The 26,891-nt window shown below is 63.6% G+C and carries 23 protein-coding genes; 14 read left to right on the forward strand and 9 right to left on the reverse strand.

What is annotated here, in order from left to right:
• The first annotated feature begins 10 nt into the window (after positions 1-10).
• Positions 11-1,822: a GT99 family glycosyltransferase N-terminal domain-containing protein gene (locus NCS02_RS04625; protein ID WP_250519339.1), complete on the forward strand. Its 1,812-nt coding sequence runs from the start codon at positions 11-13 to the stop codon at positions 1,820-1,822.
• Positions 1,823-1,863: 41 nt separating this feature from the next.
• Here the strand turns inward: NCS02_RS04625 and NCS02_RS04630 are convergent, their stop codons facing one another.
• The gene (locus NCS02_RS04630) at positions 1,864-2,046 is read right to left on the reverse strand and encodes a rubredoxin (RefSeq protein WP_008350739.1); all 183 of its coding nucleotides are present in this window, start codon (positions 2,044-2,046) and stop codon (positions 1,864-1,866) included.
• A gap of 217 nt (positions 2,047-2,263) precedes the next feature.
• Here NCS02_RS04630 and NCS02_RS04635 point away from each other — a divergent pair, with 217 nt between their 5' ends.
• From NCS02_RS04635 to NCS02_RS04655, 6 genes are all read left to right on the forward strand, one after another.
• The gene (locus NCS02_RS04635; RefSeq protein WP_033536673.1) at positions 2,264-2,671 is read left to right on the forward strand and encodes a DUF4399 domain-containing protein; all 408 of its coding nucleotides are present in this window, start codon (positions 2,264-2,266) and stop codon (positions 2,669-2,671) included.
• 202 nt (positions 2,672-2,873) lie between these two features.
• Positions 2,874-4,808 (forward strand): ATP-binding cassette domain-containing protein, encoded by a 1,935-nt coding sequence (locus tag NCS02_RS04640; RefSeq protein ID WP_244807832.1) that lies wholly within the window; start codon positions 2,874-2,876, stop codon positions 4,806-4,808.
• 301 nt (positions 4,809-5,109) lie between these two features.
• Complete coding sequence (locus NCS02_RS04645; protein ID WP_008350734.1) at positions 5,110-7,089, forward strand: DNA topoisomerase IV subunit B; 1,980 nt, start codon at positions 5,110-5,112, stop codon at positions 7,087-7,089.
• A 26-nt stretch (positions 7,090-7,115) separates the two neighbouring features.
• Positions 7,116-9,434, forward strand: coding sequence for a DNA topoisomerase IV subunit A (gene parC, locus NCS02_RS04650; RefSeq protein ID WP_034471282.1), 2,319 nt, complete (start codon positions 7,116-7,118; stop codon positions 9,432-9,434).
• Positions 9,435-9,549: 115 nt separating this feature from the next.
• On the forward strand, positions 9,550-9,726 hold the full coding sequence (locus tag NCS02_RS36265; RefSeq protein ID WP_235366286.1) for an XRE family transcriptional regulator: 177 nt from the start codon (positions 9,550-9,552) through the stop codon (positions 9,724-9,726).
• Between the two features lie 204 nt (positions 9,727-9,930).
• A complete protein-coding gene (locus NCS02_RS04655; RefSeq protein ID WP_008350729.1) occupies positions 9,931-10,389 on the forward strand; it encodes a CopD family protein in 459 nt (152 codons plus the stop codon).
• Between the two features lie 13 nt (positions 10,390-10,402).
• Here the strand turns inward: NCS02_RS04655 and NCS02_RS04660 are convergent, their stop codons facing one another.
• The 6 genes from NCS02_RS04660 to NCS02_RS04685 all read right to left on the reverse strand — a co-directional run bounded on the left by NCS02_RS04660 (position 10,403) and on the right by NCS02_RS04685 (position 18,115).
• A complete protein-coding gene (locus NCS02_RS04660) occupies positions 10,403-12,844 on the reverse strand; it encodes a bifunctional diguanylate cyclase/phosphodiesterase (RefSeq protein WP_034471280.1) in 2,442 nt (813 codons plus the stop codon).
• A gap of 453 nt (positions 12,845-13,297) precedes the next feature.
• Complete coding sequence (locus NCS02_RS04665; protein WP_244807833.1) at positions 13,298-14,209, reverse strand: PhzF family phenazine biosynthesis protein; 912 nt, start codon at positions 14,207-14,209, stop codon at positions 13,298-13,300.
• A gap of 427 nt (positions 14,210-14,636) precedes the next feature.
• Positions 14,637-15,098 (reverse strand): RidA family protein, encoded by a 462-nt coding sequence (locus tag NCS02_RS04670; RefSeq protein ID WP_008350722.1) that lies wholly within the window; start codon positions 15,096-15,098, stop codon positions 14,637-14,639.
• Positions 15,099-15,122: 24 nt separating this feature from the next.
• Entirely contained in the window at positions 15,123-16,319 is a 1,197-nt protein-coding gene (locus tag NCS02_RS04675) for an aminotransferase-like domain-containing protein (protein WP_008350720.1), read from the reverse strand.
• Positions 16,320-16,394: 75 nt separating this feature from the next.
• A complete protein-coding gene (locus NCS02_RS04680) occupies positions 16,395-17,336 on the reverse strand; it encodes a DMT family transporter (protein ID WP_008350719.1) in 942 nt (313 codons plus the stop codon).
• Positions 17,333-18,115 carry a VOC family protein gene (locus tag NCS02_RS04685; protein WP_244807834.1) on the reverse strand — a complete coding sequence of 261 codons (783 nt, stop codon included), beginning with the start codon at positions 18,113-18,115 and terminating at the stop codon, positions 17,333-17,335. Before NCS02_RS04685 ends, NCS02_RS04680 begins: the two co-directional genes overlap by 4 nt.
• 176 nt (positions 18,116-18,291) lie before the next feature.
• Here NCS02_RS04685 and NCS02_RS04690 point away from each other — a divergent pair, with 176 nt between their 5' ends.
• Entirely contained in the window at positions 18,292-19,758 is a 1,467-nt protein-coding gene (locus NCS02_RS04690) for an aminotransferase-like domain-containing protein (RefSeq protein WP_034471274.1), read from the forward strand.
• Here NCS02_RS04690 and NCS02_RS04695 read toward each other — a convergent pair.
• The gene (locus tag NCS02_RS04695) at positions 19,755-20,300 is read right to left on the reverse strand and encodes a Rhs element Vgr protein (RefSeq protein WP_250519340.1); all 546 of its coding nucleotides are present in this window, start codon (positions 20,298-20,300) and stop codon (positions 19,755-19,757) included. The two genes, NCS02_RS04690 and NCS02_RS04695, sit on opposite strands and share 4 nt — an antisense overlap.
• Positions 20,301-20,418: 118 nt before the next feature.
• On the opposite strand from NCS02_RS04695, the gene htpG reads away from it, so the two are divergent.
• Entirely contained in the window at positions 20,419-22,323 is a 1,905-nt protein-coding gene (gene htpG, locus NCS02_RS04700; RefSeq protein ID WP_244807836.1) for a molecular chaperone HtpG, read from the forward strand.
• Positions 22,324-22,377: 54 nt separating this feature from the next.
• Here htpG and NCS02_RS04705 read toward each other — a convergent pair whose 3' ends face one another.
• Positions 22,378-22,635, reverse strand: coding sequence for a hypothetical protein (locus tag NCS02_RS04705; protein ID WP_008350714.1), 258 nt, complete (start codon positions 22,633-22,635; stop codon positions 22,378-22,380).
• Between the two features lie 137 nt (positions 22,636-22,772).
• Between NCS02_RS04705 and NCS02_RS04710 the strand changes: the two genes are divergently transcribed.
• From NCS02_RS04710 to mctP, 5 genes are all read left to right on the forward strand, one after another.
• Entirely contained in the window at positions 22,773-23,414 is a 642-nt protein-coding gene (locus tag NCS02_RS04710; protein WP_244807837.1) for a chorismate--pyruvate lyase family protein, read from the forward strand.
• Entirely contained in the window at positions 23,411-23,893 is a 483-nt protein-coding gene (locus NCS02_RS04715) for a DNA-deoxyinosine glycosylase (protein ID WP_244807838.1), read from the forward strand. Before NCS02_RS04710 ends, NCS02_RS04715 begins: the two co-directional genes overlap by 4 nt.
• Positions 23,890-24,783 (forward strand): class I SAM-dependent methyltransferase, encoded by an 894-nt coding sequence (locus NCS02_RS04720; protein WP_244807839.1) that lies wholly within the window; start codon positions 23,890-23,892, stop codon positions 24,781-24,783. The genes NCS02_RS04715 and NCS02_RS04720 overlap by 4 nt, the downstream gene beginning before the upstream one ends.
• Positions 24,784-25,011: 228 nt before the next feature.
• The gene (locus tag NCS02_RS04725; RefSeq protein ID WP_008350708.1) at positions 25,012-25,260 is read left to right on the forward strand and encodes a DUF3311 domain-containing protein; all 249 of its coding nucleotides are present in this window, start codon (positions 25,012-25,014) and stop codon (positions 25,258-25,260) included.
• On the forward strand, positions 25,260-26,810 hold the full coding sequence (gene mctP, locus NCS02_RS04730; protein ID WP_008350706.1) for a monocarboxylate uptake permease MctP: 1,551 nt from the start codon (positions 25,260-25,262) through the stop codon (positions 26,808-26,810). The genes NCS02_RS04725 and mctP overlap by 1 nt, the downstream gene beginning before the upstream one ends.
• Positions 26,811-26,891 lie beyond the last annotated feature (81 nt).

The raw sequence follows: 26,891 nt of genomic DNA on the forward strand, positions 1-26,891 counted from the left end.
GGCAAATCGTATGACGCATTTCGTCCTGTTCGTTCCACTCGTCGCTCCGGTGGAAGGAACTGCTCATTACTATTGGGTAATCCTGAAATGGCTTCACGCGTTCAGAGCAAAGCAGTCGACCATTCTTTTACCGCGGTACTACTTGAATATCGAATCCGACCTTTCTCGTTGGGAACTGTCGGACTGGTCAAAGCAGTTTCACGAGTATAACGTGGGGAATTTGGATTCTGAAAGGGTCCGGCTGGTTTGCTATGAAGACGGTTTGACGGACTGGTCACTTGACAAAGCACCGCTTGACCGGTTCATCTCTTACGTGACACGAGACTCTTCGGAATTGCATCGATATTTCGCAGACGCCTTTTCGCGCTTGAAAGCGCTGCATCAAGAAGTTGTCGCGGTCACATGGCTCAATTGTCCGTCAATGCGACGCGCGGCCCAAGAGTCCGGTTGCGCGCTTGTTTTCAATGAGATCGGACCACTGCGAAAACCGTATTACGCACAATGCGCCTACTGGGACACGAGCGGAGTCAACGGAGATACTGAAGTCGGCATCCGGTGGCAGCGCGAGAAAGCCGCATTTCGCGATTGGGTCGGCGATCGAGGTGACGCCGCGATTTCCGAGACTCTCGAATCGGTACTGATCTCGGATGCAGCGCGCGAGATGTATCGTTCTTCGGAAGGCTCGCATACGATCGGCGTCGCGCTGCAGGTGGAAACGGACTCTAACGCGCTCGCCTTCAGCAAAGGATGGAACAATCTCTCGCTGCTCGAATTCGCGTCAAGATCAACCTCCGAACACACTCCGCTTGTCCGATATCATCCGAACGGAAAGGCGCTTTATCCCGGCAAGGTTGACCTGGGAAGCTCGCCATTGAAATTCCTTGGCGCGATTCAGGAATTATGGACCATCAATTCGAGCCTCGGGATCGAGGCGGTACTGTGGCGCAAAAAGGTTCGATTCTTCGGTAGCACCCCTATTCAGACTTTTTTCGACGAGTCCGGCGAGTCGTCACGGTTATTTCGGATATGGTTCTTCCTGAATTATTTGATACCGTATTCGCTGTTGTTTTCGTCTGAATACTACTTATGGCGGTTATCGAACCCTTCAGTTGCGGACATCGCAGAAAAGCACTTCGTTTCGTTTCAGAATCAACGGCGCGGTGAACGGCTCGTGGACAAAAAGCCAGTTCCGGAAACTAGCGGCCGAACGCTGGAGGTTGATGCTCCAAATAAACTCCTTGATGAGCTCTTCAATCTGAGACGTCAGTGCGCTGAGCAAAATACCCGTATCTCACAACTGCAAACGTTCATTCTCGACCGTGATCGCTGGATAAGCGATAGGGACGGCTGGATAAAAGAGCGTGATCAGTGGATCGCGGAGCGAGACGCCAGAATTCGGGTGCTGGAAACCTGCGGCATCGAGCACAACGCAAGTTCGGAAAGACCGGATGGCCGAAGCGCTGCCGAGGAACTCGCGCTGAATGACCGCAACGTTGCGCTTGATCGGCTGTCGGCAGAAGCCGAAGTGTTACGGCTGGAGTTGGCGGAGTCGAAGGAAGCGCGGGAAAATGAAAAGCAAGAACACGAGCGTTTAAGGGAGGAATTTGCAAACATCAACGCGCAGAAAGCAACGGAAGTCGCGTTGCGCGAGCAAGCAGAAAGCGATGCGGTGATGTTGAGTAGCAGGCTGGCGGCGCTAGAATTGCGCCATGACCGACTGCTTCATGCCGCGCGCACCGTAGCGTCATATCTGCAAAGTAGATTGGTCACAACCAGATGGCGCACCCGCCACCTTGTCGCGATGCTAAAACTTTGCGATTGACAGGGCCTGCGCCGCGCCGCCAATTAGGCGCGGCGCCAGCATCAAAACTCGACGACGACGAAATCGGCCTTGCCCACGTCGCACAGCGGGCAGCGCCAGTCGGCGGGGATGTCGTCGAAACGGGTTCCGGCAGCGATGCCATCGTCCGGCAGACCTTCTTCCTCGTTGTAGATCCAGCCGCAAATCAGGCAGACCCAGCTTTTGAATTCGATGACTTCGCTCACGACAGACTCTTGATTCGAAAGAAATAAACGGACCGCGTGCGTTCGAAGACGATGCGCGGCGCAGCGAGCCGGCATCTTACCGTAATCGGCGCGATCGTTCCCCGATCGCCGTAGGCAGGATGGTCCCGATTCCGGCGTGCCGAAAGCCCGGTGTATGCTTTTCGAGGCTCCGGCGCCGACTCGCGCCATCGACCGGTTTCACAACGTGGAGAAAACGATGAAGAAAAAGCTCTTGGGCGCGATGCTGACGGGCGCGGTCCTGCTCACCCAGTACGCCGGCGCGGCGCATGCGCAGGCGCGCGTCTATTTCGTCGAACCGAAGGATGGCGCGACCGTCACGAGCCCCGTGCACGTCAGATTCGGCGTCGACGGCATGTCGGTCGCTCCGGCGGGCACGATGACCGATGGAACCGGCCATCACCACCTGCTGATCGATAGCAAGCCGCTGCCCAAAGGCACCGTGATCCCGGCGAACGACACGTCGCTGCACTTCGGCAAGGGCCAGACCGAAGCCGACGTGAAGCTGCCGCCCGGCGATCACACGCTGACAATGCAGTTCGGCGACGGCGCGCACCGCTCGTACGGCCCCGAAATGAGCCAGACGATCAAGGTGCACGTGCAGTAAGTTGTTTCGGCACGACGCGAGGAAAGGCGGCCACGGAGCGCATCCGGGCGGCCTTTCGCGCTTGCTGGCGCCGCGCGCCTCGTCCGTTCGGCCAATGGCGGATGCAGCGTGCGTGATCGCGCGCCGCGCCCGGTACAATGGCCGCTTCCATCGGTTGCTCGCGTGTTCGGCGCCGATTCTTCGCCATTCATCCGGTTTTCCCATGTCGCTTTATTCCATCTCGGACGCGCAGCTCGCGTTCGGCCACGTCGCATTGCTCGACCACGCCGACTTCTCGCTCGAAGCGGGCGAGCGTGTCGGGCTGATCGGCCGCAACGGCGCGGGCAAGTCGTCGCTTCTCAAGATCGTCGCGGGGCTCGCCGCGCCCGACGACGGGCTCGTCACGCGTCAGAGCGAGCTCACGACCGTCTACGTGCCGCAGGAGCCCGAGTTCGATCTCGACGCATCCGTGTTCGATGTCGTCGCGTCCGGCCTCACCGAAGCGCGCGCGTTGCTCGACGAGTACGACGCCGTCGCGCACGCGCTCGCCGATACGCCCGAAGGCGCGAAGCACGACGAGCTGCTCGCGCGCATGAACGCGCTGCAGTCGGCGCTCGATACCCGCGACGCGTGGAACTGGCGCACGCGCGTCGCGACGACACTCGCGCAGATCGGTCTCGATGGCGATGCCCGCGCAGGCGATCTGTCCGGCGGCATGAAAAAGCGCGTGGCGCTGGCGCGCGCGCTCGTCGTTCAGCCCGACGTGCTGCTGCTCGACGAGCCGACCAACCACCTCGACTTCGACGGCATCCACTGGCTGGAGGATCTGCTCGTCACGTTGCGCACGGGCCTGCTCTTCATCACGCACGATCGCGCGTTTCTGGATCGCGTGGCGACGCGCATCGTCGAACTGGATCGCGGTCGGTTGCTGTCGTATCCCGGCAATTTCAGCGCGTATCAGACGAGGAAGGCGCAACAGCTCGAAGTCGAGCAGATCGAACAGGCGAAGTTCGACAAGCTGCTCGCGCAGGAAGAAGTGTGGATCCGCAAAGGCGTCGAGGCGCGGCGCACGCGCAGCGTCGGACGCATCGCGCGGCTCGTCGAAATGCGCAAGGAACGCGCCGAGCGCCGCAACGTGCAGGGCAATGTCAGGCTCGATGTCGGGCAGGGCGAGAAGTCCGGCAAGATCGTCGCCGAACTGACCGATGTGACCAAGCGCTACGGCGAACGCACGATCGTCGACCGGTTCACGGCAACTGTCATGCGCGGCGACAAGATCGGTCTCGTCGGCCCGAACGGCGCGGGCAAGACCACGCTGCTCAAGCTCATCCTCGGCGAACTGCAGCCCGACGAAGGCCGCGTGCGGACCGGCACCAACATTCAGGTCGCGTATTTCGATCAGATGCGCGCGCAACTCGATCTCGACAAATCGCTTGCCGACACCATCAGTCCCGGCAGCGAATGGGTCGAAGTGAACGGCGTGAAGAAGCATGTCATGAGCTATCTCGGCGACTTCCTGTTCGCGCCCGAACGCGCGCGCTCGCCGGTGCAGTCGCTGTCCGGCGGCGAGCGCAATCGCCTGCTGCTCGCGCGCCTTTTCGCGCGGCCGGCGAACGTGCTGGTGCTCGACGAGCCGACCAACGATCTCGACATCCCGACGCTCGAACTGCTCGAAGAACTGCTGGCGGATTACGACGGCACCGTGTTGCTCGTGAGCCACGACCGCGCGTTCCTCGACAACGTCGTGACGTCGGTGTTCGCCGCGGAAGGCGGCGGCAAGTGGCGCGAATATGTCGGCGGTTTCTCCGACTGGCAGGTTCAGCGCGAACGTTCGGAGCGCATTGCTGAAGAAGCGGCGCGTCAGACCGCGAAGGACACGCCGAAAGACGATGCGCCGAAAGACAGCGCCGCCGGCCGCAATGCGCAGCGCACGGTGAAGCTGTCGTTCAAGGAACAGCGCGAACTCGAAGCGCTGCCGGGGCGCATCGCCGAACTCGAAGACGAGCAGAAGGTTATCGGCGCGCAACTCGAAGACGGCTCGATCTTCGCGAAGGACGCGAAGGAAGGCGCGCGTCTTTCCGAGCGACACGCGGCGATCGAAGAGGAGTTGCTCGTCGCCCTCGAGCGCTGGGAAGAGCTCGAAGCGAAGCGCAAATAGCGGCTCGCGCCCGCTGTGCGTGTGCTGAACGCATGTACGCGAACGAAGCGCGTTTTATCGCGCCGAGGTGGGCGCGGCGGGCGAAAACCGCTATTCTCCTAGCGCGGCTCGGATCGGCGGGCGTTTTTTTGCCTCGCTTTCAACGCATCCGGCCAGGCACAACATCAAGCATTTGCCGGCAGATCGGGCGTCATGTCGTGACATTCCGTCAGGCGTTCGAGAGCCGGATCAACGTTCAACTATGTCCACGAAAAAATCCAGCGCAATGGCGACAGGCACTGAACGAGGCAAGCGCCAGGTCATGAACGCCAAGGCAGCCGGCTACAGCGAAGCATCGATCAAGGTGCTCAAGGGCCTGGAGCCGGTCAAGCAGCGGCCCGGCATGTACACGCGGACCGAGAATCCGCTGCACATCATTCAGGAGGTGATCGACAACGCCTCCGACGAAGCGCTCGGCGGCTTCGGCAAGCAAATCACCGTCACCGTGCATCAGGACAACTCCGTGACCGTCGAGGACGACGGCCGCGGCATTCCTTTCGGGCTGCATCCGGAAGAAGGCGTGCCGGTCGTCGAGATCGTCTATACGCGGCTGCATGCGGGCGGCAAGTTCGATAAGGCCGCGGGCGGCGCCTATACGTTCTCGGGCGGTCTGCACGGCGTCGGCGTCTCGGTGACGAACGCGCTCGCAACCCGTCTCGAAGTCACCGTCTGGCGCGACAACAAGGTCGCGCAGCTTGCGTTTTCCAATGGCGACGTCATCGAAGAGCTGACGACGCGCCCGGCCGAACGCGGCGCGAAGAAGAGCGGCACGCGCGTGCGTGCATGGCCGAATCCGAAGTATTTCGACTCGCCGAATCTGCCGCTCGGCGAATTGCAGCGCCTCCTGCGTTCGAAAGCCGTGCTGTTGCCGGGTGTCGAAGTGGTGCTCGTCATCGAGAAAACGGGCGAGCGTCAGACGTGGAAATACGAAGACGGTCTACGCGGTTATCTGCTCGAAGGCATGGGCGGCAGCGAACTGCTGATTCCGTTGTTCGAAGGCGAACGCTACGCGGAAAGCTCGAAGAACACCGAGGAAACGTTCGCGGAAGGCGAGGGCGCGTCGTGGGTCGTCGCGTGGACCGAGGAAGGCCCGCTGCTGCGCGAATCGTATGTCAACCTCATTCCGACGCCCGCGGGCGGCACGCATGAATCCGGTTTGCGCGACGGTCTCTTTCAGGCGGTGAAGAACTTCGTCGAGATTCACAATCTCCAGCCGAAGGGCGTCAAGCTGCTCGCGGAAGACGTGTTCGCGCGCGTGTCGTTCGTGCTGTCGGCGAAGGTGCTCGATCCGCAGTTCCAGGGGCAGATCAAGGAACGCCTCAATAGCCGCGATGCCGTGAAGCTCGTGTCGTCGTTCTCGCGGCCGGCGCTGGAGTTGTGGCTGAATCAGCACGTCGAATACGGCAAGAAGCTCGCGGAGCTCGTGATTCGCCAGGCGCAGGCGCGCACGCGCGCGGGCCAGAAGATCGAGAAGAAGAAGAGTTCGGGCGTCGCCGTGTTGCCGGGCAAGCTCACCGATTGCGAATCGACGGATATCTCCCGCAACGAACTCTTTCTCGTCGAGGGCGATTCGGCGGGCGGCTCCGCGAAAATGGGCCGCGACAAGGAGTTCCAGGCGATTCTCCCGTTGCGCGGCAAGGTGCTGAATACGTGGGAAACGGAACGCGACCGGCTCTTCGCGAACAACGAAGTGCATGACATCGCGGTGGCGATCGGCGTCGATCCGCACGGTCCCGACGATCAGATCGATCTGTCGAATCTGCGCTACGGCAAGATCTGCATTCTCTCCGATGCGGACGTCGACGGCGCGCACATTCAGGTTCTGCTGCTCACGCTCTTCTTCAAGCATTTCCCGCAACTGATCGAGCGCGGCCATGTGTGCGTCGCGCGTCCGCCGTTGTTCCGAGTCGATGCGCCCGCGCGCGGCAAGAAGCCCGCGCAGAAGCTCTACGCGCTCGACGAAGGCGAACTCGAAGCGATCCTCGACAAGCTGCGCAAGGACGGCGTGCGCGAAACGGCGTGGACCATCAGCCGCTTCAAGGGCCTCGGCGAAATGAGCGCCGAACAGCTCTGGGACACGACGATGAACCCGGACACGCGCCGTCTTCTGCCGGTCGCGCTCGGCGATCTCGGCTTCGATCTCACCGTTTCGCGCATGACGATGCTGATGGGCAAGGGCGAAGCGGCCTCGCGCCGAAGCTGGCTCGAAGAAAAGGGCAACGAAGTCGAAGCGGACATCTGACGCGAACGCATTAACACGGACATTCGATGGGAATCACAGACGATCTCTTCGCCGAACAGACTGCACCGGACGGCGAACAACTGACGCTCGGCGATTACGCCGAACGTGCTTATCTCGACTACGCGGTGAGCGTGGTGAAGGGCCGCGCGCTGCCCGACGTGTGCGATGGACAGAAGCCCGTGCAGCGCCGCATTCTCTACGCGATGAGCGAGATGGGCCTCGCGGCCAACGCCAAGCCGGTGAAGTCGGCGCGCGTGGTCGGCGACGTGCTGGGTAAATATCACCCGCACGGCGATCAATCGGCGTACGACGCGCTCGTGCGTCTCGCGCAGGACTTTTCGATGCGCTATCCGCTCATCGACGGCCAGGGCAATTTCGGCTCGCGCGACGGCGACGGCGCAGCGGCCATGCGATACACCGAAGCGCGTCTGACGCCGATCGCGCGTTTGCTGCTCGATGAAATCGATCAGGGCACGGTCGATTTCATGCCGAACTACGACGGCTCGTTCGAAGAGCCGAAGCTATTGCCCGCGCGCTTGCCGTTCCTGTTGCTGAACGGCGCATCGGGCATCGCGGTCGGGCTGGCGACGGAAATTCCGTCGCACAATCTGCGCGAAGTCGCGCAAGCCGCTGTCGCGATGATCCGCGATCCGAAGATCGGCCACGCGGGCTTGATGGAGAAACTGCCCGGACCGGATTTCCCCGGCGGCGGGCAAATCATTTCATCGCCGACGGAAATCTCGACGGCCTACGAAACCGGACGCGGCAGCCTGAAGGTGCGTGCGCGCTGGAAGATCGAGGATCTCGCGCGCGGCCAGTGGCAGGTCGTCATCACGGAATTGCCGCCGGGCGTGTCGAGCCAGAAAGTGCTCGAGGAAATCGAGGAACTCACGAATCCGAAGATCAAGCTCGGCAAGAAGACGCTCACGCCCGAGCAGGTGCAGACCAAGCAGTCGATGCTCGCGCTGCTCGACGCCGTGCGCGACGAGTCGGGCAAGGACGCGCCCGTGCGGCTCGTGTTCGAGCCGAAGTCGAGCCGTATCGATCAGACCGAGTTCGTCAACACGCTGCTCGCGTACACGAGCCTCGAATCGAACGCGTCGATCAACCTCGTGATGATCGGCTCGGATGGCCGGCCGCGTCAGAAGGGCATCGTCGAGATCCTGCACGAGTGGATCGGCTTTCGCTTCGTCACGGTGACGCGGCGCACGCAGCATCGTTTGGGCAAGGTCAACGACCGCATCCATATTCTCGAAGGACGAATGATCGTCTTCCTGAATATCGATGAAGTCATCCGCATCATCCGCGAATCGGAGGAACCGAAGCAGGCGCTGATCGCGCGCTTCAATCTCTCCGACCGGCAGGCCGAAGACATTCTCGAAATCCGCCTGCGTCAGTTGGCGCGGCTGGAGGCGATCAAGATCGAACAAGAGTTGTCCGACTTGCGCGACGAAAAGACGAAGCTCGAAGAACTGCTCAACAGCGACGCCGCGATGAAGCGCGTGCTGATCAAGGAAATCGAAGCGGACGCGAAGCAGTACGGCGACGATCGCCGCACGCTGATTCAGCAGGAGAAGCGCGCGACGTTCGAGGCGCGTGTCGTCGACGAACCGGTGACGGTGGTCGTGTCGCAGAAGGGCTGGGTGCGCGCGCTGAAGGGCCACGGGCTCGATCCGGCGGGCTTCACGTTCAAGCAGGGCGACGGGCTGTACGCCGCGTTCCAGGCGCGCACGCCGGATTCGCTCGTCGCGTGGGGCAGCAAGGGTCGCGTGTATTCGGTGCCGGTTTCGGCGTTGCCGGGCGGACGCGGCGATGGCGTGCCGGTGACGTCGCTGATCGAGCTCGAATCGGGCACGCATCTGCTGCATTACTTCGCGGCGAATGCTGAACAACAACTGCTGCTGGCATCGAGCAACGGCTTCGGCTTCATCGCGAAGCTCGGCGACATGGTGAGCCGCCAGAAGGCCGGCAAGGCGTTCATGACGATCGATGAAGGCGCGGCACCGCTCGCGCCGATGCCCGTCATTCCGGGCGCGATCTATGTCGCGTGCTTGTCGAGCGCGGGCAAACTGCTCGTCTTCGGCATGGACGAGATGAAGACGTTGTCGGGCGGGGGGCGCGGCGTCATTCTGATGGGCCTCGATCCGAAGGAAACGCTGCGCCAGGCGCTCGCCATCGATGCGCGCGGCGTGATGATGATCGGCACCGGGCGCGGCGGGAAGGCGAGGGACGAGAAGCTCAGCGGATCGCAGTTGCAACTGCATCTCGGCAAGCGATCGAGAAAGGGAAGGGCGCCGGATTCGTCGTTGAAGGTGACGGAGCTGCGGCCGGTGTTCGAGGGGTGATGTTTCAGTGGGGCGCCGCGCGCGCTCCATGACGGCATGAAGCCCGCTCAGTGCGGGCTTTTTATCGTCTGTCGTTCGCGAGATTCAGACATTAATCATTTCAACGCTTCTTGGCATCAGTCAGCCCAAGCTCTCGCAGCTGATGCGTGGCCAGTTTCGCGGGCTCGGCGAGGCGAAGATGCTCGAACTGCTCGCGCGCCTTGGTCGCAATGTGCAGATCGTCGTCGGTCCACCGCGGCGCTCGGCGAAGCCGGGGCGGGAAAGCTGCCCGGCGGCCGATATCCGTCACTAAGGCAAGCCTCGGACTGGCATGGGGCATCGGCAAAACATATCCCATTCGCGCGATCCTTAGGGTCACGAATAATCCGGTTCTTTCGCGTGCCACGCTGTCATCGTCGAACAAAATCGGCCGGGCGGGGAACTCCACACTCCGCGCGTATTCCTATGCCTTGTGCCTGCACGTACTCAACAACTCAAATCAGCCCCGGAATTCACAATGAACAAAGCCATCGAAGCGGCGCTCTTTCTGCATTTGCTCGGCGTCGCCGTTTGGATAGGCGGAATGATCTTCGCGCATTTCTGCCTGCGTCCCGCGCTCGGAGATCTCACGCCGCAACTGCGTCTTCCGCTTTGGGAGTCGGTATTCGCGCGCTTCTTCAACTGGGTGGGCGCCTCGGTGATCGTCATCCTGCTCACCGGCGGTTTCCTGCTCATGCAATTCGGCGGCGGTCATGCGGCGTGGCCGCTGCACGCGATGGCCGGTCTCGGCATCGTGATGATGCTGATCTTCGGTCACATCCGCTTCGCCGTTTTTCCGCGCATCCGCCGCGCGGTGCAGGCGCAGAACTGGCCCGATGGCGCGAGGGCGGTCGGCACCGTGAGAAGGCTCGTCGTGATCAATCTCGTGCTGGGCGTCGTGACGATCGGCACGGCGGTTCTTTCGCGCGGCTTCTGATTCGACCCGTCGCTTAAACGCCGCGCTCGTCGCTGAGCGCGGTGCTCGATTCGTGGCCGGCGTCCTTGCGCGATCGCGGGGCGTGTCCGCGCGGCCATCCGCATACGCCGAAACGGTCGAGCAGCGCCTGCACGCCATCCGCCGGCACCGGGCGAGAGAACAGGAAGCCTTGCGCTTCCACCGGCCCGAGCGCGGCGAGCCACGCAATCTGCTCCTCGCGCTCCGTGCCTTCGACAATCACCGTCAACCCGAGCGAGCGCGCCAGATTGACGATCGCCGACACCATCACGCAGACGCTGCGATCTTCCGGAATCGCCTGGATGAACGAGCGATCCACCTTCAGCGTATCGACCGAAAAGCGGTTCAGATACGACAGCGACGAATATCCCGTGCCGAAGTCGTCGAGCGCGATACGCACGCCCAGCCGCTTCAGCGCGACGATCTTCTCCTGCACGAGCTCCGGATACTCGACCATCACGGTCTCGGTGATTTCGAGCTCCAGCTTGTCGGGCGGAATGCCGCTCGCCTCGATCGCGCGCGCGACCGTCTCCAGCAAATCGCCGCGCCAGAACTGCACGGCCGAAATGTTCACGGCGAGCGACAGTCCCGTATACCCGTCGCGCTGCCATTGCGCGAGCTCCATGCACGCGGTGTGAATCACGAAATCGCCGACCGCGACGATCAGTCCTGTCGATTCCGCCACCGGAATGAACTCGTTCGCCGGAATGAGCCCGTGCTGCGGATGATTCCAGCGCACGAGCGCCTCGAAACCGGTGATGCAGCGGCGCGTCAGATCGATCTTCGGCTGATAGACGAGGAAAAGCTGCTGCTCCGTCAACGCGACGCGCAGTTGCTGCTCCCACTTCATCAAATGGTCCGCGCGATGCGACAACTGCGGCGAATAGAACTGATAGCAGTTCCGGCCCGCGTCCTTCGCGCTGTACATCGCGAGATCGGCCTTCTTCAGCAGATCGATTTCGCTCTCGTTCGACACGGAAAAGAGCGCGATGCCGATGCTCGCATGCAGCACGAACGCGCTGCCGCGCACGTCGAAGGGCGTGGCGAACATCGTCGAGATGTCGTCGGCGAGCGTGACGGCGCGTTGCTCGACGTCGTCGCCCTTCACGACGACCACGAACTCGTCGCCGCCGATGCGCGACAGCGTGCCGCTTTGCCCGACCGTTTCGGCGAGCCGCGACGCGGTCATCTGCAGGACGATGTCGCCGGCGTTGTGGCCGAGCGTGTCGTTGACGGTCTTGAAGTTGTCGAGATCGATGAAGAGCAGCGCCAGGCGCCCGATGTTTTCCGGCTGCGCCACGTCGAGCCTGAGCGCGCGCAGCGTCGAATACCGGTTGCGCAGGCCGGTGAGCAGGTCGTATTCGACGAGATGCGTCATCTCGCGCTCGCGCCCGAGCAGCTTGCCGATGAGGCCCGTGGCGACCGCGAAGAAGCCGAGCATCGCGAGCGAAATGAAGCTCGCCATCAGCAGATAGACATTGCGCGTGTGGTTGTAGTCGACCATCTCCTCGCGCTCGGACAGGCCGACGAGCACGCCGAGCGGATAGCCGTCGATATGCCGGTACGACACGATGCGCTTCACGTGATCGATCGGATCGACGTAGATGCCCGACGCGTGATCGGTCGTCGGATACACGCCGGTCGCGCTGAACGCGGCGTGCGAGCGATCGGCCGGGCCGCTGCGCGCGCTGCCTTTCGCCGGGGCGCTCGCGGCGGCATTCGCGGCGGCGCTCTCGGCCAGGCTGCCGCCCGTGCTGCGCGCGAGCACGGAGCCGTTGTCCGACACGACCGCGATCACGCCTTCGTGCCCGATCGACGCGACGTTGTAGAAGTCGTTCGTGAAATACGCCGGGTCTTCCGACACGACCACGACGCCCGCGAACGAGCCGTCCGGATGATTGAGCCGCCGCGTGATCTGCAGCGTCCAGAGCCCGGATACCCGCCCGCGCACCGGGCGGCTGATGTAGAGCAGATCGTCGTTCGAATGCGCGTGGACCTTGAAGTGTTCGCGGTCGGAGAGATCGATCGGTTTCGGATGCGGATCGGATGTATTGGCGATCAGCGTCCCGTATTCGTCGATCAGCGAAACCTGCACGAGCGTGTCGCTTTGCACGACGCCTTTTTCGACGGTGGCGATCAGATCGAAGTTGTCGGGCGACTTCTCGTACTCGTATTTGACGAAGCGCGTGATCTGGTCGACCTGGTGAATCGCCTTGATGGTGTGCTGTTCGAGCGCCGACGAAAGAATGGCGGCGGACGACATCGACTCATGCGTGGTCGCTTCGCGCTCGACCGACAGCCGGGCGAAGATCACCGCCCACAGCAGCACGAGCACGAAGGTGCCGAGCACGGGAATCGCGAGAAGCGCGCGCCGACGCCGCGCCGACGGCGCGCCGAGGACGGTGTCGGAAAAGGCGTGGGAGCGCGTGCGCTTCATGGGGTGTCCGTCGGCGCTCTGTCGCGTGGCGCCTTGCGTGCTGCGGACTGCGCGAGGTGGATGAAGCGATGCATGTTCTGAGGCGTTCGACCGAAACGAGTGAATATACCGCGCGCGGCGCACAGCGGATGATCGGCGGATATTTTCTCCGAGACCCGATCCACATCTCGATCCACCTCAGGTCCGCGCGCGACGGCCGTTCGGCGAGCCGTTTGCCGCTGCAGCGCCCGAAGCCCGGCATGAGCGAGACGGCGAGCATCCGGTGTCGTCGAGTGCATACGTTTGCGCTGCGGCGCGAGCGGCTCACCCTCACGACGCCTGTCGCCCGCCGATGTGAACCGCCATTGCGTTCCGATCCCCGATTGTTCAGATATTAACGAAGCCGCCGGGATTAAGAAAGGGGCCGCGCTTGGGGGTATACGCGCGGCGTCGGGCAGCGCGTAGGTCATTGTTTCAGATGCGGAATGTGCCGTCGATCACAGTTACCGAGGCGCCGCCGATCCAGATCGGTGCGCCGTCCGCCCCATCGTCAAATTCGATGCTGACGCGGCCATCGCGGCCGAGCGCCGTGCCTTGTCTCACCGTGAAGCGCTGGCCGGGCCGCTGGTCCCGCGCGCGCAGCAGCGTCGCGAGCGCCGCGTTCGCGCTGCCCGTCACCGGATCTTCGATGTTCTCCGCGCCGAGCAGAATCACGCGCAATTCGAACGTCGCGGGTCCGCCGGCTTCGTGCGGCCCATACATGGCGATGCCGTGTGTGCCGACCTCGGCGACGAGCGCCGCGAGCGATTCGCGCGCCGCGCCTTGCAGCGACGTCGCGAAACACTGCGCCGCGTCCTTCACGCGCACGACGAGCCACGGCACGCCGTTGTCCAAGGCGGCGGGCGGCGAACTGAAATCGATTACGGCGGGTGCGAGTGCGGCGGCGAGGCGCTCGCACTGCGCATCTGAAAGCGGCGCGATGGTGGCGGGCGGCGCGACGAACGCCCACTCGCCGCCATCGGCATCGCCATTGGCATCGCCGCGTTGCGCGAGCTCCACGAGTCCGACGCCGCATTCCTGCACGAGCCGGCCGGGCGTCTTCGGCGTGTAACCGGCATCGATGAGCGCGTGAGCGCTGCCGAGCGTCGGATGTCCGGCGAACGGCAGTTCGACTGCCGTCGTGAAGATGCGTACGCGGTAGTCGGCGCGCGGATCGGTCGGCGGCAGGAGAAACGCCGTCTCCGACAAATTCGTCCAGCGGGCGATTTCCTGCATGCGCTCGGCCGTGAGGCCTTCCGCGTCGAAGATCACCGCGAGCGGATTGCCCTTGAATGGAACGGCTGTGAAGACATCAACCTGCTTGAACTGGACGGTGCGTGAGGACATGGTTTTGGAATGAGTTCGATGGAAGGGCCATTCTGCCCCCAATACACTCCGGCGCGGTCTGTGAAAGGCCGCGGTCCGCGCTTCACGTTGCGGTCTGGCGCCGGGCGCGAGCGACCAATGCGGCGGCAAGCCGCTTCGTCGGCGTTTCACCTTCGACGGTCGACAATGCGAAGTACGCGATCTCGCTGGCGATCGACTATCACCGATCTGAAGGGCGTCTCCGCCGCGGCATACGATTCGCTGACCTTCCGCGTCGCCGTGGTGCGCCCGATGGGGCTGGACCTCGAGTTCCAGAGCTTCGGCCGTCCGGCAAAGTAAGACTCACATGAAGTGACGTGACGCACGCCCCGTTCTCGCGGTCCGGAGACGGGGCGTTGTCATTGGAGCAGGCGTTTGGTTCGCCTCCATGCAGAAGCGAAAGCGCGCCTTACGCGACTTCCGCGATCAGCTCGATCTCGACGCACGCGCCGAGCGGAATCTGCGCGACGCCGAACGCCGAGCGCGCGTGCTTGCCGGCATCGCCGAAGATTTCCGCGATCAGCTCGGACGCGCCGTTCGTGACGATGTGCTGCTCGGTGAAATCGAAGGTCGAGTTGACGAGGCTCATCACCTTGACGATGCGCTTGACCTTGTTCAGATCGCCGACGTGCGCGTGCAGCGTCGCGATCAGGTCGATGGCGACGCTGCGCGCCGCCGCCTTGCCTTCTTCCGTCGTGATGTTGTCGCCGAGCTTGCCGACGTGGACCTTGCCGTCCTTCTTCGCGATGTGTCCGGAGAGATACACCGTGTTGCCGCTCTGCGCGCTCATCACGTAAGCGGCGGCGGGCGCGCCCGCGACGGGCAGGTCGATGCCGAGTTCCTTCAGCTTGTCGTACACGTTCGATGCCATCGGTTGCTCCTCTAAACGTTGAAATCAGATGCTCGCGCGGATCAGCGCGCCGAGCTTCGCGACGCCTTCGTCGATCGTGGCGGGCGGCACCGTCACGAACGACAGACGCATGGTGTTGTGTTCGGCTTCGTTGGCGAAGAACGGGCCGCCCGGCACGAAGGCCACATTCTGCGCGATCGCCTGTTCGAGCAGCTTCATCGAATCGATGTGTTGCGGCAGCTTCACCCACACGAACATGCCGCCTTCCGGCCGGTTCCATTCGACGCCCGCGGGCATGTGGCGTTCCAGTGCGTCGAGCATCGCGTTGCATTGATCGCGATAGAGCGCGCGGATCTTGGGAACGTGCGTGTCGAGGAAGCCGTCTTTCACCACCTCATAAACGATGCGCTGCGTGAGGCTCGGCGTGTGCAGGTCGGTCGCCTGCTTGGCCTGCACGAGTTTGAAGTGCAACTCCTCGGGCGCGATGATGTAGCCCACGCGCAGGCCCGGCGCCAGCACTTTCGAGAACGAGCCGAGATGCACGATGTGATCGGGCGCCATCGACAGCATCGTGGGCAGCGGCGCGCCCGCGTAGTCCAGCGCGCCGTAGGGATCGTCCTCGATCACCGGGAACGACGCTTTTTGAGCCAGCGCGGCGAGCGCGCGGCGGCGTTCGAGCGGCAGGCGGCGGCCGGTCGGGTTCTGGAAATTCGGCTGCGCGTAGAGCAGGCGCGCGTTCGCGGTGAGCGTGGCGTCGAGCGCTTCGGGGATCAGGCCCGATTCATCGGTCGGCACCTGCACGTAGTGCGGCTCGAATAGCGAGAACGACTGCAGCGCGCCGAGATAGGTCGGCGTTTCGACGAGCACGCGGCTGCCCGGATCGACGAGCGTCTTGCCGAGCAGGTCGAGCGCCTGCTGCGAGCCCGTCGTGATGAGCACCTGCGTCGGACGGATATGCGCGCCGTTCACCGAATACCGCTTCGCGATCCACTCGCGCAGCGGCATGTAGCCTTCGGTCGCGCTGTACTGGAGCGCGGCGGCGGGCTGGTCGCGCAGGATGCGTTCGGAGGCGTGGCGCATTTCCTCGACGGGGAACGTCGCCGGCGAGGGCAGACCGCCCGCGAACGAAATGACTTCCGGCCGCTCCGTGACCTTCAGGATTTCGCGAATCGCCGAACTGGTGAGCTTGCGAGCACGTTCGGAGAGTTGCCACGGCGTGGCGCGGAGATCGGCTTGATTCATGAAATGCCTCGATTGTCTCTGGGGTGATTTCTTATCGCGGAACGTACCGCAAACGTCGATTATCGCGCGAAGGCGTCATCTTGCGTGCGTCGTGCCGGCAGCGACCACGGCCGGCTGCGGCGCGGCGCGCACGGCGGACTTGCGTCCGAGCACGACCGTCACGATGACGGCGGCCGCGTACAGCCACGTCGACCCGCTTACGTGCTCGCCGAAGAAGAGCGCGGAAAACGCCATCGTGAAGAAGATCTGCAGCAGTTGCACTTGCCCGACGCGCGCGATGCCGCCCATCGCGAGTCCGGCGTACCACGCGAAGAAGCCGATGAACTGCGAGAACAGCGTCACGTAGCCGAACGCGAGCCAGGTCTTGAGAGCGAGCGGTTCGGGATGCGTCGCGTGGCTGCCGAACAGTTGCGCCCACGCGAGCCAGCCGACCGGCAGCAGCAGGAACGGCGCCGAGAGCACGAGCGCCCAGCAGATGACCTGCCAGCCGCCCATCTGACGCGCGAGCCGCGCGCCTTCCGCATAACCGAGCGCGCCGATGCCGACCGCGACGAGCATCAGCAGGTCGCCGGCCTGCAGCCCGCCGCCGCCCGCCTGCAACGCGAACGCGACGACGATCCCGCTGCCCGCGATCGCGCTCGCCCAGAACGCCTTCGACGGCCGCTCGTGCGAGAGCCACGCGGCATAGATGGCGACGCACAGCGGCTGCAGGCCGTTCACGACCGCGCCGTGCGACGCGGGCACGGTTTTCATCGCCCACGCGGAAAACACCGGAAACGCGATGATGACGCCCAGCGCGACCACCGCGAGGCTCTTGACCTGCGGCCACGTCGGCAGCTTTTCGCGACGCCACAAAAGCAGCGCGGCGGCGGGAATGGCCGCCACGAGCGCGCGTCCGAGGCCGTTCAGGATCGGATTGACTTCCGCGACGACGATGCGCGTCATCGGCAGCGTCAGGCTGAAAATGACGACGCCGATCAGGCCGAGCAGCATGCCTTCGGTTTCGCGGGTCTTCATTGTGCGGTGTCTCCGTGGTCGGTCATGTCGGGTGAATCCGTTTTCTTCGGGCGACGTGGCTTCGATGCCGCCCGCGCCTCGGCCTGTTCCGCCGATTCGCCGAGCGTGAGCGTCGTGCCATCGGGCAGATCGAACTGCGCGACGAGCACCGGCGCGCCCGCCGTCTCCTCGACGCGCATCAGATGCGCCGCGCCGAGCCACGCGAGCTGCTCCGCCACGGCCCGCGCGCGCGGATGAAACCCCGTCAGCGAACGCAGCGCGATGCCGGTTTCCGGCAGCGCGCCGCTCGGATGACGCGGCGTGTCCCACTGAATCAGCGACGGCAGCACGCCATCGCCGGCGCCCTGCCAGGCGGGGAACGCGCCGTCGTCGGGTACGGTCAGGCCCCAGGTATTGCCTGCGCGCGACATTGCCGCGACGGGCGCGATGCGCTCCGGATACTGCTCGCGCCAGCGCGCGAGCGACTTCGGCCGGTCCACGCGCGCGACCCAGTGCACGAGCTGCGGTCCGTGCTCGTCGAGGCGGCGCTGCATCGACGGATCGTCGAGTGCGAAAAGGCGTGGCCGCGCTGCTTCGGCATTCGCCGCCGGATCGATCGCGATCACTTCGAGATACGCGCCGCCCCACAGATTCAGCAGCCGGTTATGCGTGCCCATCAGCGGATGCGCGCCGCCGGGCGCGGTTTCCACGCCGAATTTCGCGGCGACGAACTGCGCGCCTTCTTCCAGCGTGCGTGCGGCGATCACGAGGTGATCGAGTTTCAGTCGATGGTCGGTCATGACGGGCGAGCGATAAAAAGGGCCGATAGCATAGCGCTTCGTTCGCACGCGCCGCGCAGCCCGAAAGCAAAATGTAGCCGCTTGCACCGGAACAGTAACGGTACAATCGGCCCCATACTATTCGGTACACTTTTTGACGGCCCAGTCACGCTGCGCGCCGCAGACCGGAGGCCCGCATGTCCGTTCCGCTCGATCAGATTCCCGCCCCGCACGACGCCGCGCAGCTCACGCTCGTCGATCAACTGGTGCAATGGGGGCGCAGGCGCATCGACGAGCGCGTGTTTCGTCCGGGCATGCGGATGCCGTCGATCCGCAAACTCGCGCTGGATAAAGGCGTGTCGCGCTTTACCGTGGTCGAGGCGTACGAGCGGCTCGTCGCGCACGGCTATCTCGATTCGCGGCGCGGCTCCGGTTTTTACGTGCGCGAGCGCATCGCGCCGACGCTCGTCGCGAAGGGCGAGACGCCCGCCGTCGCGGCGGATCGCGAGCCGGTGCAGAACACCATCGACGTGGTCTGGCTGCTGCGCAACATGCTGCATACGTCCAGTCCCGAAAAAGGGCCGGGGCTCGGCTATCTGCCGGGCCGCTGGCTCGACGGCGAATTGATCACCAACGCGCTGCGCTCGCTGTCGCGCCAGAGCGGGGCGCAGATGCTGGGCTTCGGCACGCCGCAAGGCTTTTTGCCGCTGCGCCAGCAGTTGCAGACGCGGCTCGAGGAACTGGAGATCGGCGCGTCGGCGGCGCGGCAGATCGTGCTCGTGTCGGGCATCACGCAGGCGATCGATCTCATTTCTCGCCTTTATGTGAAGCCGGGCGATGCCGTGATCGTCGGCGATCCGGCGTGGTTTCAGATGTTCGGCCGCTTCGCTTCGCAGGGCGCGCGGCTCGTCGGCATGCCGTACACGCCCGACGGCCCCGATCTCGATGCGCTGGAGACGCTCGTCGCGACCTGGCGGCCGAAGATGCTCATCATCAATTCGGTGCTGCAGAATCCGACCGGCACGTCGCTGACGGCGGCGCAGGCGTACCGCATCCTGCAACTCGCGCAGGAATACGACTTCATCGTCGTCGAGGACGATGTCTACGGCGATCTGTGTCCCGCTGGCTTTCCCGCGACGCGCCTCGCATCGCTCGATCAGTTGAAGCGCGTGATCTTCCTCGGCAGCTTTTCGAAGACGCTCGCGGCGAATCTGCGCGTCGGGTATATCGCGGCGGCGCCGGAAGTCGCGAAAGCGCTCGCGGATCAGAAGATGCTCGTCGGCATGACGAGTCCCGAGCTCAACGAGCGCGTCGTCTACAAGGTGTTGACGGAAGGGCATTACCGGCGTCACGTCGAGCGGCTGCGGGCCCGGCTCGACGGCGTGCGCGACAAGACCGCGCGCATGCTGGAAAAAACCGGCCTCAGACTTTTCGCGCCGCCCGCTGCGGCGGGCATGTTCCTGTGGGCGGACGCGGGCATCGATTCCGATGGACTCGCGGCAGCCGGACACGAAGCCGGCTTTCTGCTGACGCCCGGCAGCCTGTTTTCGCCGCATCAGTCTCCGACGACGTGGATGCGCTTCAACATCGCCAATTGCGGCGATCCGGCCTTGCCCGCCTTGCTGTCGAACTATCTGGAAAAGGCCGCGCGGCGCAGCGCCTAGCGGCGCCGTCCGGCAAGCCTTGGCAGATTGCGGCGCGCGGCGGGCACGCGGATGAACTCCGCGAGCACGGTCTCATAGAGCGCGAGCGCGCCGGGCGTATGCCGGTAGCGATGCTCGTAAAGGCGGTTTTGCCCGTCGCAGAACTTGAGCGCGAAATAATCCGCGAGCAGGTTGCCTTGCGCTTCCATGTTGTAATCGCAGAGGCGCTTGTCATCGGCGAGCGTGTACGCATACCGCAGGCCGATGCGAATCGCGCCGCGCAGCCGCACCGGATAGCCGAGCTGGAATTGCCAGACATGCGTCATCTCGTGGATGAACCACATGCGGTCGGCGATGTCGCAGGCGGAGAAGTCGTCCTGAAAACATCCGCGCGGAAAATGGAGGTTGCCGTTCGGCGCCATCGCCGTGCGGCGCGGCTGCAGGCCGAACGGCAGATAGGCGCGCGCGTGCACGCGCACCCGCGAATAGTCGATGGCGTCGCGGAAGATCGAACGGGCGATGTCGATCTCGCCGGATGTGAGTGCGCGGGCGGTGCGGTGCATGCAGGCATCATAACGGCGTGCACGTCGCTCTTGAAATCGAGCGGCGCGCCCTTATATCGGACGAATTCGGCCAACACGGCCAACGCATCCGCATCAACGAAATCAAAGAGGAACCGACATGGCGCAAGAAACCATGAGCTTTCAGGCAGAAGTGAAGCAGCTTCTGCATCTGATGATCCATTCGCTCTACAGCAACAAGGAAATTTTCCTGCGCGAGCTGATTTCCAACGCATCCGATGCCGCGGACAAGCTGCGCTTCGAAGCCATCGAGAACAGCGCGCTCTACGAGAACGATCCGGATCTGCGCATCCGCGTGTCGTTCGATAAAGCCGCGCGCACGGTCACCATCGACGACAACGGCATCGGCATGAGCCGCGACGAAGCGATTTCGCATCTCGGCACGATCGCACGTTCGGGCACCAAGGAATTCTTCTCGAAGCTCTCCGGCGACCAGCAGAAGGACGCGGCGCTCATCGGGCAGTTCGGCGTCGGCTTCTATTCGGGTTTCATCGTCGCGGACAAGATCACGGTCGAGACGCGCCGCGCCGGTCTCGCGGCGAACGAGGGCGTGCGCTGGACGAGCGCGGGCGAGGGCGATTTCGAAGTCGAGGACATCGAGCGCGCGCAACGCGGCACGACCATCACGCTGCATCTGCGCGCGGACGAGGACGAGTTCCTGTCGACGCATCGTCTGAAGTCGATCATCCAGAAGTATTCGGATCACGTCGCGCTGCCCATCCTGATGAAGAAGGAAGAGTGGGACGCCGAAAAGAGCGAGATGGTCACGAAGGACGAGGACGAGACCGTCAACCAGGCGAGCGCGCTCTGGACGCGTCCGAAGAACGACATCACGGACGAGCAGTACAAGCAGTTTTATCAGCACGTTTCGCACGATCACGACGAGCCGCTCGCGTGGACGCATAACCGCGTCGAAGGCCGCAGCGAGTACACGCAACTGCTGTACGTACCGAAGCACGCGCCGTTCGATCTGTGGAACCGCGAGCATCGCGGCGGACTGAAGCTCTACGTGAAGCGCGTGTTCATCATGGATGACGCCGAGCAACTGCTGCCCGCGTATCTGCGTTTCGTGAAGGGCGTCGTCGATTCCGCCGATCTGCCGCTCAACGTATCGCGCGAAATCCTGCAGGAAAGCCGCGACGTGAGGGCGATTCGCGAAGGCGTGACCAAGCGCGTGCTGTCGATGCTCGAAGAGCTCGCGACGTCTTCGGCCGAAGCCACCGAAGGCGCCGACAAGCAGAAGTACGCCACGTTCTGGAACGAGTTCGGGCAAGTGCTGAAGGAAGGCATCGGCGAGGACTTCAGCAATCGCGAGCGCATCGCGAAGCTGGTGCGTTTCGCATCGACGCACAACGACAGCAACGAGCAGAACGTGTCGCTCGCGGACTACGTTGCGCGCATGAAGCCCGAGCAGACGAAGATCTATTACGTCACCGCCGATAGCTGGCAGGCCGCGAAGAACAGCCCGCATCTCGAAGTGTTCCGCAAGAAGGGCGTCGAAGTGCTGCTGCTGACGGACCGCGTCGACGAGTGGATGCTGTCGTTCCTCAATGAGTTCGATGGCAAGCCGCTGCAGAGCGTCGCGCGCGGCGACCTCGATCTCGGCGCGCTCGACGACGAGGAAAAGCAGCAGCAAGAGAAGGTCGGCGAGGAAATGAAGCCGCTCGTCGAGAAGATGAAGGAAGCGCTCGAAGGCAAGGCGAAGGACGTGCGCCTCACGTTCCGTCTCACCGATTCGCCGAGCTGTCTCGTCGCGGATGAAGGCGACATGAGCGGTTATCTGCAACGCATGCTGAAGGCAGCGGGGCAGAACGCGCCGCAAGCGGAACCGATTCTCGAAGTGAATCCTGAGCATCCGCTGGTGAAGTCGTTGAATGCGGATAACGCCAATTTCGTCGACTGGTGTCATCTGCTGTTCGATCAGGCGTTGCTGGCCGAAGGCGGCGCGCTGGAGGACCCGGCGAGCTTCGTGAAGCGCACGAACGCGTTGTTGCTTGCGCGGTAAGTCTTTGCAGGTGATTTGAATGAACGCGCCGCCGGGGAACCGGCGGCGCGTTTTTTACTTGCTCTTGCGTTCCTTGTTCGACTGAGCGATGAGCGATGCCGCCATCCTTCGGGTCTCTTCCGAATACTTCGGGCTTCTCAATGCTTCCGATGCCTTGTGTTCCATTGCCGCGCCGGTCTGTTTGTTCGTGTGGCGCTGCGCGAGAACCGATCCCGCGAAGCTCTTCGCAATCTTCGATGCGTGCGGATCATGCAATGTCTTTTCGGCGATCTCGGTGACTGCTTTCGACGACTGTTTCTTGTTGATTGTCATAGTCTTGTTTCATTGATTCTTCGTCTGGACGCCGCGCCTCGGTGATGCAGTGTTCGCGGCCAATCCCCTTATATCCGTGGATGGCGAGCAATTCCAGCCGAAACGTCCGAATAGCGGGTGCCTCTATAATCCGCCGCATGCTCACGCCCAACGATCCCATCGACGCACACTGGCGCGTCGTCCCGCTTGCCTCGCTCACCGACGCTCAAAAGGACTGGCTCACGCGCGGCGGCTCGCTGACCGCGCATCTGCGCACGCTCGGCGCGGTGACGGTCGAAGTGACGCGCGAAGCCGTCGATATGCCGTGGCGCGACGAATGGCGCGCGCTCGATGTCACGCCGCGCACGCCCGTCTGGACGCGCGAAGTCACGCTCAAGGTCGATGGCGAGCCGTTCGTCGTCGCGCATAGCGTCGTGCCGCTTTCGCACAGCACGGGTATCTGGCAATCGATGCGCCGTCTGCGCACGCGTCCGCTTGCCGAACTGCTTTATAGCGATGGCAGCGTGTCGCGCTCGGCGCTCGTCAGCAGAAGGATCACCGCGCGGCATCCGCTGCATCGCCTGGCATCGGCGCATAGGGAAAGCGCGCATGCGCTCGTCGCGAGACGATCCGTGTTCAAGCGTCACGGCGCGCCGCTGATGGTCACCGAATGCATGCTCGATGCGCTCTGGACGCGCCTCGACGTATCAGCCGCGAAAAAGCACCATTGGGAACACGCGCGTTCGCTCGAACATCTGAGCTCGCATGCGAAGCGCGTCGCGCACGGCGAGGCGAAATGAAGCTCGCGGGATTCGAACCGGTCGGCGATGACGCCACGCACACCCTCATCCTCGGCAGCTTTCCGGGCGTCGCATCGCTGGCGGCGACGCAGTATTACGCGCATCCGCGCAATCAGTTCTGGCGGCTCGTCGGCGCGGCGATCGGGGAATCGCTGCACGAACTGAGCTACGACGAACGTCTGGCGCGCCTGAAGCAGCACGGCATCGGCTTATGGGACGTACTCGCCGCGTGCGAACGCGAAGGCAGTCTCGATGCCGCGATCCGCAACGCATCGCCCAACGACTTCGCCGTGTTCCGCACGCGCTTCCCGAACTTGCGCAAGGTCTGCTTCAACGGCAAGACCTCGGGCAAGTTCGCGCCCGTCCTTGCAGCGGCGGGCTACGCGACGCTCGTGCTGCCGTCGTCGAGCGCGGCCAATGCTATCCTCTCGTTCGATCGAAAATTGCGCATCTGGCGCGACATCCTCACCACACAATGACGAATCTCATCAAGCGCGCGTCGGCCGAAGCCCGCGCGTTCGGCCGCAAGAAAGACAACGCCAAATCGAAGCGCAATCGCGACGATGACGACCTCGCCAACGCCCCGCGCATCAAGGCGCCGCGCAAGCCGCGCTTCGCGCCCGTGACGTTCTCGGAAGAGGGCGGCGTGCGCTATCTGCATTTCGGCACCGAATGGGTGCAAGGCGCGATGCGTTTGAAGAAGCCCGATCACATCGAGCTCGAATACGCGCAGCAGATGATGGCGTGGCTGCTCTTCATCGAAACGCCCGAGCGCATTGTGCAGCTCGGGCTCGGCGCGGCCGCGCTCACGAAGTTCTGTTACCGCTTTCTCAAGCGCGCGAAGGTCGAAGCGGTCGAACTGAACCCCGCGGTCGTGATCGCCGCGCGCGCGATGTTCGAACTGCCCTATGACGACGCGCGCCTCACCGTCACCGAGCGCGACGCGTGGGAGTTCGTCAACGATCGCGCGAACCACGGCACGATCGGCGCATTGCAGATCGATCTCTACGACGCCACCGCGCGCGGCCCCGTCCTCGACAGCGTGTCGTTCTATCGTGCGTGCCGCGCGTGTCTCACGCCCGAGGCGGGCGTCGTCACGATCAATCTGTTCGGCGATCATCCGAGCTTCGTGCGCAACATGCGGCATCTGAACGAAGCGTTCGATCATCGCGTGATCGCGCTGCCCGAAGTGCACGACGGCAATCGCGTCGCGCTCGCCTTCGCCGGTCCCGCGCTCGACGTGCCATTCGCCGCGCTCGAAACGCGCGCGAAGCTCATCGAAGCCCAACTCGGCCTGCCCGCGCGCAAGTGGGTGAAGGGTCTCGCCGAAAGCGCGGGCATCCCGACGACGGGTTCGTTCTCCATCTGACCGAACATGCATCGGGCCGGAACGTGCGTTCTGGCCCTTTCGCGGCCATCACAGAAGCAAGCAGAGAAATCAGCGGAATCTGAATAGTCGGGATTCTCCCTGATTTGAGCGCTATTTATCGGTCCATATACTCCCTCTGTTATTTCGGGGCGCTTCAAGCGGCATGTCTACCCGACGACCGGCATCCCGCCGGGCTCGCAATAACGACAAAACAAGAGGAGACCGTTCATGGCTCACGAAGCTACGACCGGCACCGGACAACCGCGCAACAAGCATTGGCTGTGGCTTCTGATCCTTCCGTGGATCGGTGTGGTCTGGGTGCCTTTCTACAACAAGATCGAGCCCGTTCTGTGGGGCTTTCCGTACTTCTACTGGTATCAGCTGCTGTGGGTGCTGATCAGCGCCGTCATCACCGCCGTCGTCTATAAGAAGACGAAGGCGCTGCCCTCGGGACGAAAGAACGGAGGCGCGCGATGATGAACACCACCGCAACCTTCGTCTTCGTCCTCTTCTTCGTCGGCGTCACGATTCTCGGCTTCATCGCCGCGCACTGGCGCAAGGGCGATCTCGCCCAGCTCGACGAATGGGGCCTCGGCGGACGCCGCTTCGGGACCATTGTCACGTGGTTCCTGCTCGGCGGCGATCTCTATACCGCCTACACGTTCGTCGCGGTGCCGGCGCTCGTGTTCGGCGCGGGCGCGACGGGCTTCTTCGCGCTGCCGTACACGATCCTCATTTATCCATTCGCGTTCGTCGTGTTTCCGAAGCTCTGGAGCATCGCGAAGCGTCACGGCTATGTGACCGCCGCCGACTTCGTGCACGCGCGCTACAACAGCCGCATGCTCGCGCTCGCCGTCGCGCTGACGGGCATCGTCGCGACCATGCCGTACATCGCGCTGCAACTCGTCGGCATCGAAGTGGTGATCGGCGCGCTCGGCTTCTCGACGCAGGGCTTCGTCGGCGATCTGCCGCTCATCATCGCGTTCGCGATTCTCGCCGCGTACACGTACACGTCGGGCCTGCGCGCACCCGCGATGATCGCCGTGGTGAAGGACGTGCTGATCTACGTCACCATCATCGCCGCGATGATCGTGATTCCAGCGCAGCTCGGCGGCTTCGGCCATATTTTCAGCACCGTGCCGCCTGAAAAGCTGCTGCTGAAAGCGCCCGATGCCGCGAGCCTGAACGGCTACAGCGCGTACGCGACGCTCGCGGTCGGTTCGGCGCTCGCGCTCTTCCTGTACCCGCACTCGGTGACGGCGATTCTGTCGTCGAATTCGGGCAACACGATCCGCCGCAACATGTCGCTTCTGCCGGCGTACTCGCTCGTGCTCGGCCTGCTCGCGCTGCTCGGCTACATGGCGCTCGCCTCGGGCGTGAAGGACATGCCGGAATACGCGCAGTACTTCAAGGCCTACGGCGCGAACTTCGCCGTGCCGGCGCTGTTCCTGCACTACTTCCCGTCGTGGTTCGTGGGCGTGGCGTTCGCGGCGATCGGCATCGGCGCGCTGGTGCCGGCGGCGATCATGTCGATCGCGGCGGCGAACCTGTACACACGCAACGTGCATCGCGAGTTCGTCAACACGAACATGACGCCGGAGCAGGAGACCAACGTCGCCAAGCTCGTGTCGCTGATCGTGAAGGTCGGCGCGGTGGTGTTCATTCTCGCGCTGCCGCTCACGTACGCGATCCAGCTGCAACTGCTCGGCGGCATCTGGATCATCCAGACGCTGCCCGCGCTCGTGCTCGGCCTCTATACGCGCGTGCTCGATCATCGCGGCTTGCTGATCGGCTGGGCGACGGGCATCGGCGTCGGTACGTGGATGGCCGTGTCGCTGCAACTGAAGGGCTCGATCTATCCGCTGCATCTGTTCGGCTACGTCGTGCCGGGCTACGCGGCGGTGTGGGCGCTGATCGCGAACCTCATCGTTTCGATCGTCGTGAGCGTGCTCGTGCGCGTTCTCGGCCTCAAGCGCTCCGACGACCGCACGCGTCCGGAAGATTATCTGGACATCGTGGAAGGCTGATTCCGGCCGTCGCGCACCTGCCCGGCGCGGCGCGCGAAAAGCTGGTAAAACGCCCGTAACAGGCTTCTCGCCTTTGCGGGC

Source organism: Caballeronia sp. NCF2, from assembly GCF_023631205.1.
Taxonomy (GTDB): domain Bacteria; phylum Pseudomonadota; class Gammaproteobacteria; order Burkholderiales; family Burkholderiaceae; genus Caballeronia; species Caballeronia zhejiangensis.

Bases quoted from the DNA above. Each gene is read 5' to 3' on its own strand.
- NCS02_RS04655 (WP_008350729.1), top strand. From the start codon at position 9,931: ATGAACAAAGCCATCGAAGCGGCGCTCTTTCTGCATTTGCTCGGCGTC.
- NCS02_RS04625 (WP_250519339.1), top strand. From the start codon at position 11: ATGACGCATTTCGTCCTGTTCGTTCCACTCGTCGCTCCGGTGGAAGGA.
- NCS02_RS04665 (WP_244807833.1), bottom strand. From the start codon at position 14,209: ATGTCCTCACGCACCGTCCAGTTCAAGCAGGTTGATGTCTTCACAGCC.
- NCS02_RS04715 (WP_244807838.1), top strand. From the start codon at position 23,411: ATGAAGCTCGCGGGATTCGAACCGGTCGGCGATGACGCCACGCACACC.
- htpG (WP_244807836.1), top strand. From the start codon at position 20,419: ATGGCGCAAGAAACCATGAGCTTTCAGGCAGAAGTGAAGCAGCTTCTG.
- NCS02_RS04685 (WP_244807834.1), bottom strand. From the start codon at position 18,115: ATGACCGACCATCGACTGAAACTCGATCACCTCGTGATCGCCGCACGC.
- NCS02_RS04710 (WP_244807837.1), top strand. From the start codon at position 22,773: ATGCTCACGCCCAACGATCCCATCGACGCACACTGGCGCGTCGTCCCG.
- NCS02_RS04720 (WP_244807839.1), top strand. From the start codon at position 23,890: ATGACGAATCTCATCAAGCGCGCGTCGGCCGAAGCCCGCGCGTTCGGC.
- parC (WP_034471282.1), top strand. From the start codon at position 7,116: ATGGGAATCACAGACGATCTCTTCGCCGAACAGACTGCACCGGACGGC.
- mctP (WP_008350706.1), top strand. From the start codon at position 25,260: ATGAACACCACCGCAACCTTCGTCTTCGTCCTCTTCTTCGTCGGCGTC.
- NCS02_RS04645 (WP_008350734.1), top strand. From the start codon at position 5,110: ATGAACGCCAAGGCAGCCGGCTACAGCGAAGCATCGATCAAGGTGCTC.
- NCS02_RS04640 (WP_244807832.1), top strand. From the start codon at position 2,874: ATGTCGCTTTATTCCATCTCGGACGCGCAGCTCGCGTTCGGCCACGTC.
- NCS02_RS04690 (WP_034471274.1), top strand. From the start codon at position 18,292: ATGTCCGTTCCGCTCGATCAGATTCCCGCCCCGCACGACGCCGCGCAG.
- NCS02_RS04680 (WP_008350719.1), bottom strand. From the start codon at position 17,336: ATGAAGACCCGCGAAACCGAAGGCATGCTGCTCGGCCTGATCGGCGTC.
- NCS02_RS04705 (WP_008350714.1), bottom strand. From the start codon at position 22,635: ATGACAATCAACAAGAAACAGTCGTCGAAAGCAGTCACCGAGATCGCC.
- NCS02_RS04660 (WP_034471280.1), bottom strand. From the start codon at position 12,844: ATGAAGCGCACGCGCTCCCACGCCTTTTCCGACACCGTCCTCGGCGCG.
- NCS02_RS04635 (WP_033536673.1), top strand. From the start codon at position 2,264: ATGAAGAAAAAGCTCTTGGGCGCGATGCTGACGGGCGCGGTCCTGCTC.
- NCS02_RS04670 (WP_008350722.1), bottom strand. From the start codon at position 15,098: ATGGCATCGAACGTGTACGACAAGCTGAAGGAACTCGGCATCGACCTG.
- NCS02_RS04695 (WP_250519340.1), bottom strand. From the start codon at position 20,300: ATGCACCGCACCGCCCGCGCACTCACATCCGGCGAGATCGACATCGCC.
- NCS02_RS04675 (WP_008350720.1), bottom strand. From the start codon at position 16,319: ATGAATCAAGCCGATCTCCGCGCCACGCCGTGGCAACTCTCCGAACGT.
- NCS02_RS04725 (WP_008350708.1), top strand. From the start codon at position 25,012: ATGGCTCACGAAGCTACGACCGGCACCGGACAACCGCGCAACAAGCAT.